We start from the raw sequence: 13,339 nt of genomic DNA, 5'->3' as shown, positions 1-13,339 counted from the left end.
ATTAAGACGTTTCGTCTCCATCCAGTGAATCACTGTTGGCCAATAAGCCGTGGAACATCTGAGCAGTCTCTTCTTGCGCACGCACCAGGCGTGCTCGGTAGTTCTTGATCTCTTGCTTGATCACGCGCAGCTCCAGAGATGCATCATGCAGCATCTCATCGGCCTCCTTCTCAGCCTTTTGGCGAATCCCGCGCGCTTCAAATTCTGCTCGCTCCAGCATTTCATTGCCTTGCTTCTTGGACTCAACTAAGAGATTTGCCAGATCCTGCTTCATGCGATCCTGTACAGCTGCGGATTCTTCCAGCACCGTGATTCGCTCCTGGGCAACGGTGTATTGGTCAAGCAATTCCTGATACTCGGCTTTTAGCAGTTCATACGGCTCACTGATCTGTTCTTTTTGCTGCGACAGCTGCTGTCTTAGCTTCGCGATCTCTGCTTCTTTTTCTTTTAGCTGTGCGTCCAGTCCGTATTCTTTTTCTGCCAGTTTGCCTGCAATCGAAGTTAGCTCTGTCTGTTTGACTTCCAGCTGCTTTTTCAGCTGAGTCACGGTCTCTTCTAAACGAGCCGTCTCTTGCTTTAAGCTCGCAACCGCTGTTGGATCGACAGCTTCTGTCATCCGAGGACGGCGTGGCGGATAATCTTCTTCTGGATAAGACTGAGCGGGATCTTGATAAGCCGCTTCCTGTGGTACTGCAGCAGACCCATCGGCAGGTTGATCTTCCTGATAGGGATAGTCCTCATAGTTGCCTTCCGCATAGTCTTGATACTCGTAATCTTCTCCCTCGCTGTATTCCTCAAATAGATAATCATCCTGCGGCTGTGCCGTGGCGTCTTTCTTCTGACGATTGCCAAATCCAAACATGCCTTATTCCCCCTCGACTTCCTCTGTTTCTCTACATTTTGTTTTCTTATAAAATATCGGCATTTACTCGATAACATTTCATTTTCAACAACAATTGAATTTAATTTTTTTTTAACTAAAGCATGATAAAATAGACTTAAAATGTCTTGGTCTTACCAAAACCAGGAAGCTGGACAAAAACCCTGTTGCAACAAAAAAAAACGTCAGCTCCTGACGGGAACTGACGGCTTTCAATTTTTAAATTTTATAAAAATCACTTTTTTGTAAAATAAAATAAGCAATAAAGGGTTATTTGATACTTGAATATTTCGTATTTTTGTTTCTTTTTTAGAAAGCAATTTACCTAGAAAAAACACAAAACTCTTTTTGAAAATGTATTTTTTTGAAAACGTTTTTTAGGCGATGGATCTTTCCATTTGTTTAACGACCTGAATTCGCTGCTCCAATAACGCATCTGTATATGTATCCAGTGTCATTTGAGTAGATCGATGGCCTAAGATCGCACTCACACTGGCGATATCCCCTTGTGTTTCTATACAGCGAGTCGCAAATGTATGCCTCAGCTGGTGAAAGTGAACATTTTCTAGCCCAGCCTTTTTTCTAATTCTATGAAAGTGATAAGTCAATAAGCGAGGTTCAGGCGGATACACTTTGTTTGAGAAGACAAATTCCCCTTTTGCCTGCTTTTTATGATCCCACAGTAAAGTCCTCATTGAGTCACTTAAAGGCACCACTCGAACAGAAGAATCCGTTTTGGAATTAGTGTACACCAGCTCTGTCTTTTTATCTTCACTAGTCGTCATGATTCGTTGAAATGTGTGTTTTACACGAATCAAGTTCGTATCAAAATCAATGTCTTTCCACTGTAAAGCAGAAATCTCACCAATGCGCATACCTGAATACAACGATAGTAATGTAGGCAAGCCATAAGATTTTCTTTCCGTTATCGCTGCGATTTCAAGCTTTCGTTGCTCTTCGCGTGTCAAAGCACCTGTTTTACCTGATTTGGATTTCGGTAATTTGATTAATGCAAAAGGATTCTCGCTGATCTGCCCCTTGCGTTTGGCTTCGTTTAAACACTGATTAATAATTCGGAGAATTGCACCGATTGTAGAGATTGCCAACCCTAAATCGATCAACTCAGCAACCATTTCAGCGCCAATCTCAACAGTTAATTCATTTAATCCGTAATCACCGATTTTGGGAAATACGTACTTATTCAATTTATAATAGTAATTTCCATAAGTAGACTCCTTCACCTCAGATTGAATCATCATCAACCAGACGGCTCCCCATTCTTGAAAAGCAATCGTAGCCTCTCCATTTTTTTCTCGCAGCTGCTCATATTTAGCTTTTAGTGGATAAAGCTTCGCTTTGACCTCGCCAAATGATTTTCCATAAACATACCCGTAATGAATTCGACCATTTTCTTTTCGACCTTTAGTGTATCTTCCTTCCCAACGTCCATCACGTCGTTTATAAATATTGTGACCTTTGCGCATAAAAACTTCCTTTCACTTTCTTATGACGGTCTATAAGACGGCGCATAAGTTATTAATTAATTTCTAGAAACATTAAAAAATTTGATTCAAAACAAGCAAAATGATAAAGACTAAAAAATAAAAATTATTTTATTAAAAAAGATTGCCTATTTTTTCACTGTATTCTATAATAAATCTATATTGCTTCACAAAAAATCAAAAAAATGGTTTAAACGGACGAAAACTTCCTGGTTTTGGTAAGACCAAGACATTTTTCAGTTAACAAATAACGACCACCCACTACTATTTTTCTTTAAAATAGTTTTTTTTAATCTCTAAATAACCAATCCTCTCTGTTTTACTCTCCATTATCATAACAAAAATACGAAATTTGATTTCGTTATATTTTTCTAATTTCAGAATATTTTCAACCTTTCAGTGAAATTAGCGTTCATTTTTTCTTTTAAGTAGGATAAATATATCGATTGCTGTTTCAGTAATAACCGATACAAATTTACTGAAAGGTGCCATTGGATGAAACGTTTTTCCGAATTTGAACAGGAAGAGAAGAAACAATTAAGATGATTAGACTCTACCGTATGGTCTAGTTCTTGGGTTCGATCTAAAGCACTTCTTTACCTTGAACGCACTCACCAAAACGATGAAAACGAACCACAAATCTTTCTGTTTTGCTTTCTGTCTCAACCCACCCTATCCTCTCACCTATTTTTTTATACTATTTAAACAAAATAAATAATCTTCCCATCCTAAGAAATAACGGGTTTATTTTTGTGCAAATTCTATTCATCATTCGATACTGCTGTGATTTAATTTTAGTATATAAAATGAATGTCGCTTTTTTGACGAATGGGAGGGCTGGTACTATGGAAAAGAAAAGAAAGCTTTTTAGCATCATTGTGGTGGTTTGTGTTTTTGTTTTCGTGTTGAAACTCTACTTTATTAGTCCAGTCATAATAATGGACGATTCTATGTATCCTACTTTGAAAAATGAGGAGATCGCACTCATAACCAAAAGAGGGAAGTTGAGAAATTTTGATATTGTCGTTAGCAGCACCCTCGATAAAAAGAGGAAAAATATTGTTAAACGCATTATTGGACTTCCGGGTGATACGATCAAAATCCACAATGACCGATTGAGTATAAATGGAAACGTTCGAAAAGAGTCTTATTTGACAAGCAATAAGGACGCCTTCGACAAATTTAAAAAAGAGTGCCCTGATATTGAGGCTTTTCAGGTTGGAACGGCTTCACATAGAAGAACTTATACTGAAAATCTTGAGCTCACAGTTCCAAAGAACAAGTATTTTGTATTAGGAGACAATCGAATGGTATCTAGTGATTCACGCACGTATGATTTTATTGATCGGTCATCGATCCAAGGGAAGGTATGGGTCTCATTTTGGCCTCGTTTTCAGCTTTTTTCAGATGACCATTAAACCAAGTTGCGATTTCTTCATCCCTGTTTGGTTCATTCTCTGTATAAAGAATCCTTACCTAGCCATCAAAAGACATACAGAAGTCTTGATAAAGAAAAAAGACAGTTTGGGTAATAAAAAGCACAACTTAGGAAATAAACTTCCTCCTCCTTTTCTTTGATTTATGCTATAGAAAAGGAGGTTTTTTTATGGAAAAAACTATTCAACACCAGCCATTGTCTTTTATGAAGCATCTTTTTTTGACCGTCCTATTCTTTGGAATTTCAAACATTCCGCTGACGGTCTACTTGATTTTGAACACCGACAAGGAGCCTTTTACCTTAGCGGAGAACGGATTTCTTCTTGCGAGTATTTTATTCTCTGTCTTTGTTCCTCTCTTCTTCCTTACAAAGAAGAAAGTGCTGAGTTTCACTTCTTCTTGGCTGACCAAAGAAAATCTTGTGCTCATTGTGGGCGGCTACCTCTCGATATTGCTCCTCCACTACGGATTAACATTTCTGGGTTTGAGCGGAACCTCTAATGGAAGAATGATCGAAGAATCAATGAATGGAAACAATACCATTCTCTTGCTTGTTTTAGTCTCACTCGTGGCACCGATTTTAGAGGAATGTGTGTACCGCGGATGTATCATCGGTTTGATGTTCCGGCATTATCCCGTGGTCGGAGTGCTGGTGTCTTCGATTGTATTCAGCTTTGCTCATGTACCAAGCGATGGATTGTCGTTTATTAATTATTTTATCCCAGGTTTAATCTTCGGCTTTATCTACGTTAAATCAAAACGCTTAGAGGTATCGATCGCACTTCATTTATTTAACAATATTGTTGCTTTGGCAATGGTCCTTTTAGGCTTTGGGTAATAAAAATGAGTGTTCGAGTATTTGCTCGTTTCAGCATAAATTAAAAATAGTGAATGAGCATATCCTTATGTGAACAGCAAAAATCGTTTTACGTTTGATTTTCCTAAAAATGAGACTTAGATTGGAGGTCAAGAACAATGGCTGTTAAAAAGCGTAAAGGAAAAGAAGAATTGGTCTATTTAGCGAAGTGGGAATTCATCAATGCGCTGCTTATCCTATTTTTGTACATGGCACTGACCAGTGTTGTGCAAATGAGGTTTGGACAGCTGGAGGCTTTTTCCGCCGGACAAGTGAGCTTTCTTCAGCTTTTGCCTTACCAATTGAATTGGGTGTCCTTTTATCCAGTTCTTCTGCTGTGTATTCTTTTGTTGATCGGTTCTTTCTATTGGTACAATCTGTTGAACCGTCTTCAACGAAAAAGGGCGTTGTCTAAGAAGCAAATCGGTCGGCTTTACTCCATGCTTAATCTAGGGGTACTTGGCTTGTTCGTCTTGTATATCCCGCTATTTCTGTTGATTCGCACACAGACATCCCTTTTAGAATATGCGATTGCTTTATTTATCTACTTGTTCTCAATAATTGAATACATCAATTATTTTCACATTCGCCTTTCTTTTTATACAAAACGTGCATTGGGATTGTCCGTAACAAAACCGCTTAACATTCTTTTAAGGCAAGAAGAAGGCAGCCCTTCTCTGCTTGCTCGAGAAATTGCTTTTTATAAACGAAAAAGAACTTAGCAAGACACTTCGAAAGTGAAAACTATTATTTTGAGGAGGAAATAACATGAATAACAATGAGGAACGGTTTGTTTTGGCTACAAAGAAAGTGGTAGGTTGGGGCTCAGTGGTGATTGACCGTGAAACAGGCGTAAACTATTTGTGGTTCCCAAAAAACAGGAATCAGCCCATTGTACAATCCTGATGGCACATTAATCGTTACACCTGTTTCGGAAATCAAGTAGTATTATTTAGGAGACTATGACAGTGATGTCACGGTCTCTATTTATTTTTGGATAATCGAACTCAGCCGTTTTCTATTGGATGTTTTTTCTATCCTTCCAATGACAAATAGCTCGTGGATCGGAGCGGTTGATTGGTTAGAATTTTCAGGAGTATCAACCTTCCATTTGAACGATTCAGTATTTCGTTCTTTTTATTCTTTGGGTTCTAAGAATAAGGACAGCTGATTTAAGACGAATCTGGCGAACGACTCAAAAATTTATAAGACTAAAAAAGGCTCAGCGAGAATTCGCTAAACCTTCTTTTGCTTCCAATGTTTTTAGCTCGTTTTTCATAGAGCGGGTAAACGGACAGCTCAATTCGTCTTCAAAATGAATCATCCGTGCTTTAAAGTCGATACGTGTGATTTTTTTACTGTTGACTAAATAGGATCGATGGACTCGGATAAAGCTTTCGCCCAGCTCGTCTTCAAGCTTATTCAAAATCCCAAAAAATTCTATTTGTTGATCCTCCGCATACAAAGCGACTTTGTGTTGGTGAGGAGACGTTTCAATAAAGTAGATGTCTTCAATTGGAATATAAAACCGTTCATTGTTGCTTTTGATGGGCAGGTACCGTCGAGTTTCTTTTTGTTCGGCATCCAACCGATCCTTGGCACTGTCCAGGCATTCGCAAACTCGCTTCTGGATGTTTTCCAAGTCCCCTTTGATGATATAATCCATCGCCTCTAAACGAAACTTGAAGGTTTCAGCCAGCAATTCGCTGTGGTCTGTGATGAAGATGATAAAGCCTCTTGTATCCAATTGTCGAATCTGCTTACCTAAATCAAAGCCGTTCATCGATTCATGTTTTAAATCAACATCCAAAAAGTAAATACTGCGTTCATTTCCTTCATGGATCTCCTCTAATAGTGCTTGAGGATCCGCCGTCGCCAAAGCAACGTGCATGTTATAGGCCTGGATCATCAAGTAATTCTCGATCGTCCGCTTGACTTCTTGCTGAAAAATCAGATTGTCTTCACAAATATAGATGGCTACCATTCATTTCTCCTAGTTTTTAATCGTTAACATCTGTACGAATTCATGTTCCTGCACAAAGGTTTTCTTTGAAATATGTCCATATTTTTGTATGATTCGCTGATAGCTGAAGAGTCCTAATCCGCGATTTTCGCCCTTCGTGGAAAAGCCTTCCTGCCAAATCTTATGGATTTTGGGCTTTTCTCGTGTCGGATTTTTGACAATAATCGTCAAATCCTCTGCCTCATTACTAAGGATCAGGTCGAGTTTGGCTGTCCCATCATGAATCTGCTGGACCTCTTCCATCGCATTATCCAGCAAAATACCTAAGCAACGGACAAAATCATTCAACTCCATATTGATCTCTTCGATGGGATCACTGACCTCCAAATTGAATCGAATTCCCTGCTGCTCCATCGCTGACAACTTCGTCAAAAGCATACTCTTGACTGGCGAAATTCTGATATTGCTTAAATGAGTCGTATCTTTGAGCTTCTTGGCTACATTTTCGTCCAGCTGACCCAAGGTTTGATTCAAATAATGCTTAATCTCCTCGGTGTTCCCTTCTTCTGACTGCAAATACAGACCGGAAAGAATGTTTTTGTAGTCATGCTGCAGCGTGCGCATTTCTCGTTGGATCGTCTCTAAGTTTTGGACATAATTCTCTTGCTGCAGTAAGGTGGCTTCCTTTTCTGCCAGCCGAATCTGTGCCGTCTTGTAGAAGCTGGCGAACACGATCAGCGCACAAAACAACGAGAAAATCAATAAGGTATGACCATAAGGAAATTCCTCGGTAAACTCGGGCGCAAAAAATTCGAAGACGAGATTGATCTGTGCCAAGAAAAAGAAACCAACCGTAGACAGGATCGCTCGTTTTCTTGTTTCGAATAGACTGTCGATTAGAGTGCGCAGCTCCAAGGAGTAAAGCAGCTTTATGAATAAGAAATAGCCGATAGGCATACAAATATAATAAGTCAGTACCTGTGGCCAGGGATAGCCAAGATTAAACTGTTCCATGGTCTTGAAAACAAACAGCAGGCTGATCTGGCTGAAGCATAAAACAAGAGTCTCTACGATAAAATAGCCTGAGACACCTCTGAAAGAGAGGCCTTTGTTCAAATACAAGTAGAAGAACAGCTCTCCTAAAATAATAATCATACCCATCAGCAGATTAGAGCGCGCCGTGGTCAATCCATCTGCTCCGATTTCCGTAACTAAACTGATCGGAAATACAACGAAAAGCAGATAACAGGCAAGGCAACTAATCTTCTTTTTCCTTGTCACCTTTCTATCTACAAAAAGGCTGAATAGTTCAAGCGAAAACCATTTCGTAAACAAAAAAGTGAGTGCGTTGAATAGAAAAATTTCTAAGATTCGATCTGGTGTCATAATTATACAATCCTACTTATTTTTAATAAAATTCTAAAGCAAAAATGACTATAAAACAACTGTTTTTTAAGCATTTGTTATTATTCTTTATTTTTTGAAACATTTTGAATCTCTTTTTTTATTGTTTCGATTTCTTCTAGGGTGTGCATCAATTTATCATGCAGCTCGGTTTGGCGTTCTATCAGCAGTTGCCTTTTTTTCTCAAATCGCTGCTGCTGTTTTTTGGCAACTCGAAAATAAGAAAAGAACAAGCCAATAATAACGATAAAAAAGAAAGCAGTCAGATAAAAATAACGAGTCACTAAATCAGGTGTCAACAGATAGGTAACACTTATGCAGAGAACCAGTATCCCTGTGCCTTTGAAAAAAGCTTTTAGATTGTTCCACAACATCTTTACTTCCCCTCTCATTGATTATTCTACTGAATGAAAATCAGGGGAATGGCATTTATTCCTAAAGTGTCCATTTTTCTTCGTGTTCTGTTTTTTTGCGTGAAGAGAGCTTTTCCACCAGTTTGACCTTATTTAAGAAACAAATGCCTCTTTATTGCTCGTCTGCAGCCAATCCAAAGCCGTTACTTGACTCCTTCCCCTTTCTTCTTCAAACTAGCGGTCTTCCACGCAAAGAAGGGCATTTGATTATGTCAGCCTTTTTTGCTATCGTGCAATCATCGGCCGGAACAATTCGCCTAAAATAGAAATAACCACTCATGAACCAACCATTAGGAATCAAGCTGCACGTTACATCCAACAGGAGAACGAGAAAAAAAGAAAACCATCGTTTCAACACATTATCCCTTGAAACGAGGTTTTTTGAGGCTGAAAAAGAAACAAGTTGAGATCTAGAAGGCCTCTCTTCGAAAAGAAGAATCAATGATGTCAGAATACCCTTGCACACACCCCAGCAGCTGTTCAATTTGAAGCTGGAGACACTGAACAGCAAATCATGAACGGATTATGACACCGTGACCATTCAGCTGCTGCTAGTCTTACAAATCTGCTATCGCTTGGGTGCCGATTTGGTACGCTGTTTGTTGGTAAATACGAAGGCACAAAGACGATAGAAAAATACGTTTATCCTTTTCGTGACTGCTTTAAAGCCGAGGAATGGAAAACCATGAAGCTAAAAAAACAGACGAAGGTTTTGACACCTCCATCTGTTTCAAACATCATTCAGAAATCTCTTCTTTTTTTCGTTCATAATACAATGCGACTTCTAATGCCATCCCTTCAACAAGCAAGGTGAATCCAATCACTGCGAGCGTGAACTCAATCATTCCAGCATCTTCAAATACGATTTGGACCAGCGCACAACCAGCTGCAAACGCAATCCATAAAAAACGCAGCATATTTCTTATTTTCTCCAACAACATAATGATTCCTCCCACTTTTTTTACTTTCTACAGTGAAGTTTAAAGGAATCATTTCCTGTAATGGGGCTTTTTTCTTGACTGGTTCATTTTCTAACTCGAAAGGTATATTGGGCGCTCTTAGTCCTCTTGCAAAAAAAGCTTTTTTCCTGAACGCCGCATAGAGATCAGTAAACCTGCGCTAAATAGTGTTAATCCCATCGTGCAGATGATCGATCCTTCCACACCGAAAGTCCCACCAGTGAACAAAGGCTGAGCATTGGCAGATTCTGTTAAAAAATATCCTAAACTGTTTGTTCCGCTGACAGGAATTCCCAGCACCGCACCTTGTACCCAATTCCATGTGATATGGACACCGATCGCGGTAAAAATGCTGTTTGCAGCCTGCATCGCAGCTCCCATAAATATGCCTGCTAAAAATAAATTGAGGATCGCCAAAGCACTGATTCCTGGATTGCCGAGATGCAGCAGCGAAAATAGTGCAGAAGATACTACCAATGCAAGAAGCGACCCCCATCGGATAAAGCTGTGCAATAAAAACCCGCGGCACAAGCATTCTTCGATAACACCGACACCTGTAAAAAAGATGAATTGAACAGCCATTTTTTCACTGCCTGCTTGACCTGGGGAAATATGAAAAATACCACTAGCATACAAAGGTACACAGATCACCAAAATTGCGGCCGCACCCATTCCCAATCCTAAGAGCAGTTTTGACCAATCCTGTGGCTGCCAGTAGATCCCATAGCTCTTCAATGTTTTTTTCTCATCTCTGGCGCCCCAAAAGAAGCCCATTAAACAAATAAAAAGTTGAGCGAAAACCGCTAAAGTGACGGCTATAATAGAAGGCAATTTCTCACTCACTATAAGAACCTCTTCATACACAACTGCTGCAATCCCATAAACAATCATCACGACAAGGATTCTCCCCAAAAACGCCGCATATCCGTTCAATCGCTTAAAAAACGAACGATTTTTCATTATAACTCTCCTTCTTGCTGGTGAATGTGAAAAAACACTTCTTCTGTTTCCACAAGAAGTGTCGTGCGCTTAACGAACCACCTGCACACCAAGCAGCCCTTTTTTCTTGACTGCCACATCATATTGCAGCTCATAGCTCGATTCTCCTGCAGCAATCGCTGCGTAGATGGCTTCAATTTCCTTTTGTCCGGCTTCCACGGTTTCGTACCAAGCCAGTTCAGTCAGATTGTCTTCCAGCATATTGGTGGAATCCGTTCCAATTAACAAGGCAGCTGGCTGGTCTTTCTTTTTCCAGACCGTTTTGGATAATTTAAACTTGTAATAAGAGGACATCGCACCATCGATTTTACTGATGATAGCGATACGGTTGCTGCGCTCATTAACGACGATTTTTTCAGTAGATGCTTTTTCTCCATTTCCTAACAGATAATCAAAGGACACACCAAAATAGACGGCAATCATTCGCAGCTTTTCAAAACTAGGTTCGGCTGTCCCGCTCTCATATTTTGAAATCGACTGTCTGGAAACATCCAATACTTCAGACAATTCCTCTTGTGTCATCCCTCGACTTTTTCTAAGCTCTTGCAATTTTTCATGGAACATTTTTCTCACTCCTCACTATGGCATTCATTTTCACTTGAATTCTCTTTTTTCGCAAGAAATCAATGGTAGAATTTCAGCAACTTCAAGTTGCAATGCTGGTTTATTCATAGTTTCATCTTATATTTAACGAGACAATTGTGAAAGATGTTCTTATAAAATGCCAAACAGAAAAAGAAAAATGAGCTCAAAACAGCCCGTATGTCAGACACAGCTCCGACCAGCATCATCTTTTTTTCATGTTTAAGGTGAAAGATATCCACCCTTTTCTTAGCCATTCTATCTATTCTTAGAAGTAAAAAGGGTGGATTTTCCTGGTTTGTTTGTCTTTTTAGCCTATTTGTTTAAACGACCTGCATTCTATTTAAAAATTTACTTTTCTACCAGTCGCCAGACACCTGTTGCGTCGCAATCCGTTGGCTTCTTATTCTTTGTCCACCAATGGGCTTTGTATCGTTTGCCTTCGTATAAATAGCTCTTTCTAAAAAGTTTTTCTAATTGATTTTTTTCTTTTCTCCCAGATTTTTTTTCCGACTAAAAGGCTGACTAATCCTACGATGAGGATTCCTGCCATCTTCCACCATTGGCTGATTTGCTCACCTGTCTTTGGTAAAGTTCCTTTCGTTGTTTCTTGTGTTTCCTTTTTAATCAGATTAGTTCCTTGATTGCTTTGGGCGTCCTTAACTGTTGTTGAACGATCTTTGTCATCCGTTTGATTCTTCTCATGCTCTGACTTTTGATAGACGTAACAGACAGTAATTGCTTCTTCTGCATACTTACCACGTGCATTTTTTGGTGATATTTTGAGTGTGTATCCATCAATTGCTTTTTGTTTTGTTTCATAGCTGCTGCCGATATCTCCAGTCATAATCTCTGAATCTGTCAAACGTTCTCCTGTTTCATCTTGATATTTTACAATTACCTTTCCTTTTTCAACAGGTTTGTTGTCTTTTTTGTAAACATACGTCACCTCGATCGGCTCTTTTTGATAGCTGCCTTTCGCATTTTCCGGTGTTATTTTTATTATATATCCCGATATCATTTTCGCTTCTGTCACGTAATTTGTACCAATTTCTCCAGTGATAGTTTGGCTTAAAACAAGCTCTTTATCCTTTTCGTCGACATATCTGACAAGAACTGTGCCTTCTTCGATTGGAGTTGGTGTTTCTATCTTTTTATAGACATAAGCGATTTCGATCGTACCTTCTTGATACTTTCCTGTTGCATTTTCAGGTGTTGTTACAAGTTCATAACCCAAAATATTTTTTTCTTTCGCCGCATATTCTGTTTCAATTTCACCAGTCAATGTTTGGGAAGATGCTATTTCTTTGCCAGATACATCAAGGTATTTAACGATTACCGTACCTTCCACTACTGGTTGTGATAGCTCAACACTCGAATAAACGTAAGAAATCTCAATAATCCCCTCGATATATTTTCCATTTGCCTCTTTTGGACTGGTTTTTAGTTCATAACCCGGGATATTTTTTGCTTCAGTTTGATAGTCCGATCCTACAATTCCTGTATACTTTTGTCTTTTGGCTAATTCTTTACCTGCTATATCGACATACTTGACTAACAGTGTCCCTTCTAAAATCGGTTCTGGTTCACTAATTTTTTTATAGACATATGTCACGGTAATTTTTCCTTCTAAATAGTTGCCTTTGGCATTGTCTGGTATCGTTTCAAGTGAAAATCCTGGAATGATTTTCGGTTGTGTTTCATACATTTCATCAACTACTCCGCTCTGCGTGTTGCGTCCTGCAATATCTACCTCGTTCTGATCCACATACCGTACTTCTACTATCCCCTCAATAATTGGTGTTTCAACAGTATCTTTCTTATACGTATAAACTACGGTGATTTCACCTTCTTGATACGTACCTTTGGCATTTTTTGAAGCATTCTTCAACGCATAACCTGAAATATTTTTTTCTTGCGTCGCATAGGATTCACCGATGTTACCTGTGTATATTGTTTGCTTCGCAATTTCTTTATTAGTCTCATCCACGTATTTAACCGCAACTGTACCTTGAATCACTGGTCTTTGTTCGTCTATTTTCTTATACCTATACGTGACAGTAACAAGACCTTCCTGATAGCTGCCCTTGGCATTTTTAGGAGTCTCAATGATAGTATATCCTGGGATTTTCTTTTCTATAGTCGTATAGGCAGTACCGATTTCTCCACTTGCAGCGTTGCGTCCTGCAATTTCATTATCAGATCCATCCACGTACTTAGTCACGACACTTCCTTGTGTCTTACCCACGTCTTCTTTGTTTTTCTTATAAATATAAGTGACTGTGATGATCCCTTCTTTGTACTTGCCTGCTTTGTTGGCTGGAACTGTTTGGATCGTATACCC

The 13,339-nt window shown here is 39.1% G+C and carries 14 protein-coding genes; 5 read left to right on the top strand and 9 right to left on the bottom strand.

The features are described 5' to 3' along the window. Position 1: 1 nt before the first annotated feature. Positions 2-862 carry a DivIVA domain-containing protein gene (locus tag NRIC_RS17710; RefSeq protein WP_146624051.1) on the bottom strand — a complete coding sequence of 287 codons (861 nt, stop codon included), beginning with the start codon at positions 860-862 and terminating at the stop codon, positions 2-4. Positions 863-1,257: 395 nt separating this feature from the next. Further along, positions 1,258-2,364, bottom strand: coding sequence for a tyrosine-type recombinase/integrase (locus tag NRIC_RS17705; RefSeq protein ID WP_146624050.1), 1,107 nt, complete (start codon positions 2,362-2,364; stop codon positions 1,258-1,260). A gap of 863 nt (positions 2,365-3,227) precedes the next feature. Between NRIC_RS17705 and lepB the strand changes: the two genes are divergently transcribed. The 4 genes from lepB (at position 3,228) to NRIC_RS19370 (ending at position 5,581) form a co-directional block, all read left to right on the top strand. Then, positions 3,228-3,800, top strand: a complete 573-nt coding sequence (lepB, locus tag NRIC_RS17700; RefSeq protein ID WP_175580150.1) for a signal peptidase I — start codon at positions 3,228-3,230, stop codon at positions 3,798-3,800. A 188-nt stretch (positions 3,801-3,988) separates the two neighbouring features. Beyond that, positions 3,989-4,657, top strand: a complete 669-nt coding sequence (locus NRIC_RS17695) for a CPBP family intramembrane glutamic endopeptidase (RefSeq protein ID WP_146624048.1) — start codon at positions 3,989-3,991, stop codon at positions 4,655-4,657. A gap of 137 nt (positions 4,658-4,794) precedes the next feature. Further along, positions 4,795-5,397: a hypothetical protein gene (locus tag NRIC_RS17690; RefSeq protein ID WP_146624047.1), complete on the top strand. Its 603-nt coding sequence runs from the start codon at positions 4,795-4,797 to the stop codon at positions 5,395-5,397. 46 nt (positions 5,398-5,443) lie between these two features. After that, a complete protein-coding gene (locus NRIC_RS19370; protein ID WP_175580149.1) occupies positions 5,444-5,581 on the top strand; it encodes a hypothetical protein in 138 nt (45 codons plus the stop codon). A gap of 316 nt (positions 5,582-5,897) precedes the next feature. On the opposite strand, the gene NRIC_RS17685 is transcribed toward NRIC_RS19370, so the two are convergent. The 6 genes from NRIC_RS17685 to NRIC_RS17660 form a co-directional block, all read right to left on the bottom strand. Further along, the gene (locus tag NRIC_RS17685) at positions 5,898-6,659 is read right to left on the bottom strand and encodes a LytR/AlgR family response regulator transcription factor (RefSeq protein WP_146624046.1); all 762 of its coding nucleotides are present in this window, start codon (positions 6,657-6,659) and stop codon (positions 5,898-5,900) included. A 9-nt stretch (positions 6,660-6,668) separates the two neighbouring features. Then, positions 6,669-8,024 carry a sensor histidine kinase gene (locus NRIC_RS17680; protein WP_146624045.1) on the bottom strand — a complete coding sequence of 452 codons (1,356 nt, stop codon included), beginning with the start codon at positions 8,022-8,024 and terminating at the stop codon, positions 6,669-6,671. Positions 8,025-8,104: 80 nt separating this feature from the next. Then, a complete protein-coding gene (locus NRIC_RS17675; RefSeq protein ID WP_146624044.1) occupies positions 8,105-8,416 on the bottom strand; it encodes a hypothetical protein in 312 nt (103 codons plus the stop codon). 776 nt (positions 8,417-9,192) lie between these two features. Then, a complete protein-coding gene (locus tag NRIC_RS17670) occupies positions 9,193-9,396 on the bottom strand; it encodes a hypothetical protein (protein WP_146624043.1) in 204 nt (67 codons plus the stop codon). A 117-nt stretch (positions 9,397-9,513) separates the two neighbouring features. Then, the gene (locus NRIC_RS17665; protein WP_146624042.1) at positions 9,514-10,374 is read right to left on the bottom strand and encodes a CPBP family intramembrane glutamic endopeptidase; all 861 of its coding nucleotides are present in this window, start codon (positions 10,372-10,374) and stop codon (positions 9,514-9,516) included. A gap of 69 nt (positions 10,375-10,443) precedes the next feature. Beyond that, positions 10,444-10,977, bottom strand: coding sequence for a helix-turn-helix domain-containing protein (locus NRIC_RS17660; RefSeq protein WP_146624041.1), 534 nt, complete (start codon positions 10,975-10,977; stop codon positions 10,444-10,446). A gap of 301 nt (positions 10,978-11,278) precedes the next feature. Here NRIC_RS17660 and NRIC_RS19365 point away from each other — a divergent pair, with 301 nt between their 5' ends. Further along, the gene (locus tag NRIC_RS19365; protein ID WP_175580148.1) at positions 11,279-11,449 is read left to right on the top strand and encodes a hypothetical protein; all 171 of its coding nucleotides are present in this window, start codon (positions 11,279-11,281) and stop codon (positions 11,447-11,449) included. 6 nt (positions 11,450-11,455) lie between these two features. Here NRIC_RS19365 and NRIC_RS17655 read toward each other — a convergent pair. Then, a partial coding sequence (locus NRIC_RS17655) for a MucBP domain-containing protein (protein WP_146624040.1) occupies positions 11,456-13,339 on the bottom strand: 1,884 nt, incomplete at its 5' end.

This window comes from Enterococcus florum, assembly GCF_004309355.1.
Taxonomy (GTDB): Bacteria; Bacillota; Bacilli; order Lactobacillales; family Enterococcaceae; genus Enterococcus_A; species Enterococcus_A florum.
This window is presented reverse-complemented; position numbering and strand designations above follow the sequence as displayed.

What these genes read in the sequence shown, in the direction of transcription:
- NRIC_RS17710 (WP_146624051.1), bottom strand. Translation starts at nt 862, where the DNA reads ATGTTTGGATTTGGCAATCGTCAGAAGAAAGACGCCACGGCACAGCCG.
- NRIC_RS17705 (WP_146624050.1), bottom strand. Translation starts at nt 2,364, where the DNA reads ATGCGCAAAGGTCACAATATTTATAAACGACGTGATGGACGTTGGGAA.
- lepB (WP_175580150.1), top strand. Translation starts at nt 3,228, where the DNA reads ATGGAAAAGAAAAGAAAGCTTTTTAGCATCATTGTGGTGGTTTGTGTT.
- NRIC_RS17695 (WP_146624048.1), top strand. Translation starts at nt 3,989, where the DNA reads ATGGAAAAAACTATTCAACACCAGCCATTGTCTTTTATGAAGCATCTT.
- NRIC_RS17690 (WP_146624047.1), top strand. Translation starts at nt 4,795, where the DNA reads ATGGCTGTTAAAAAGCGTAAAGGAAAAGAAGAATTGGTCTATTTAGCG.
- NRIC_RS19370 (WP_175580149.1), top strand. Translation starts at nt 5,444, where the DNA reads ATGAATAACAATGAGGAACGGTTTGTTTTGGCTACAAAGAAAGTGGTA.
- NRIC_RS17685 (WP_146624046.1), bottom strand. Translation starts at nt 6,659, where the DNA reads ATGGTAGCCATCTATATTTGTGAAGACAATCTGATTTTTCAGCAAGAA.
- NRIC_RS17680 (WP_146624045.1), bottom strand. Translation starts at nt 8,024, where the DNA reads ATGACACCAGATCGAATCTTAGAAATTTTTCTATTCAACGCACTCACT.
- NRIC_RS17675 (WP_146624044.1), bottom strand. Translation starts at nt 8,416, where the DNA reads ATGTTGTGGAACAATCTAAAAGCTTTTTTCAAAGGCACAGGGATACTG.
- NRIC_RS17670 (WP_146624043.1), bottom strand. Translation starts at nt 9,396, where the DNA reads ATGTTGTTGGAGAAAATAAGAAATATGCTGCGTTTTTTATGGATTGCG.
- NRIC_RS17665 (WP_146624042.1), bottom strand. Translation starts at nt 10,374, where the DNA reads ATGAAAAATCGTTCGTTTTTTAAGCGATTGAACGGATATGCGGCGTTT.
- NRIC_RS17660 (WP_146624041.1), bottom strand. Translation starts at nt 10,977, where the DNA reads ATGTTCCATGAAAAATTGCAAGAGCTTAGAAAAAGTCGAGGGATGACA.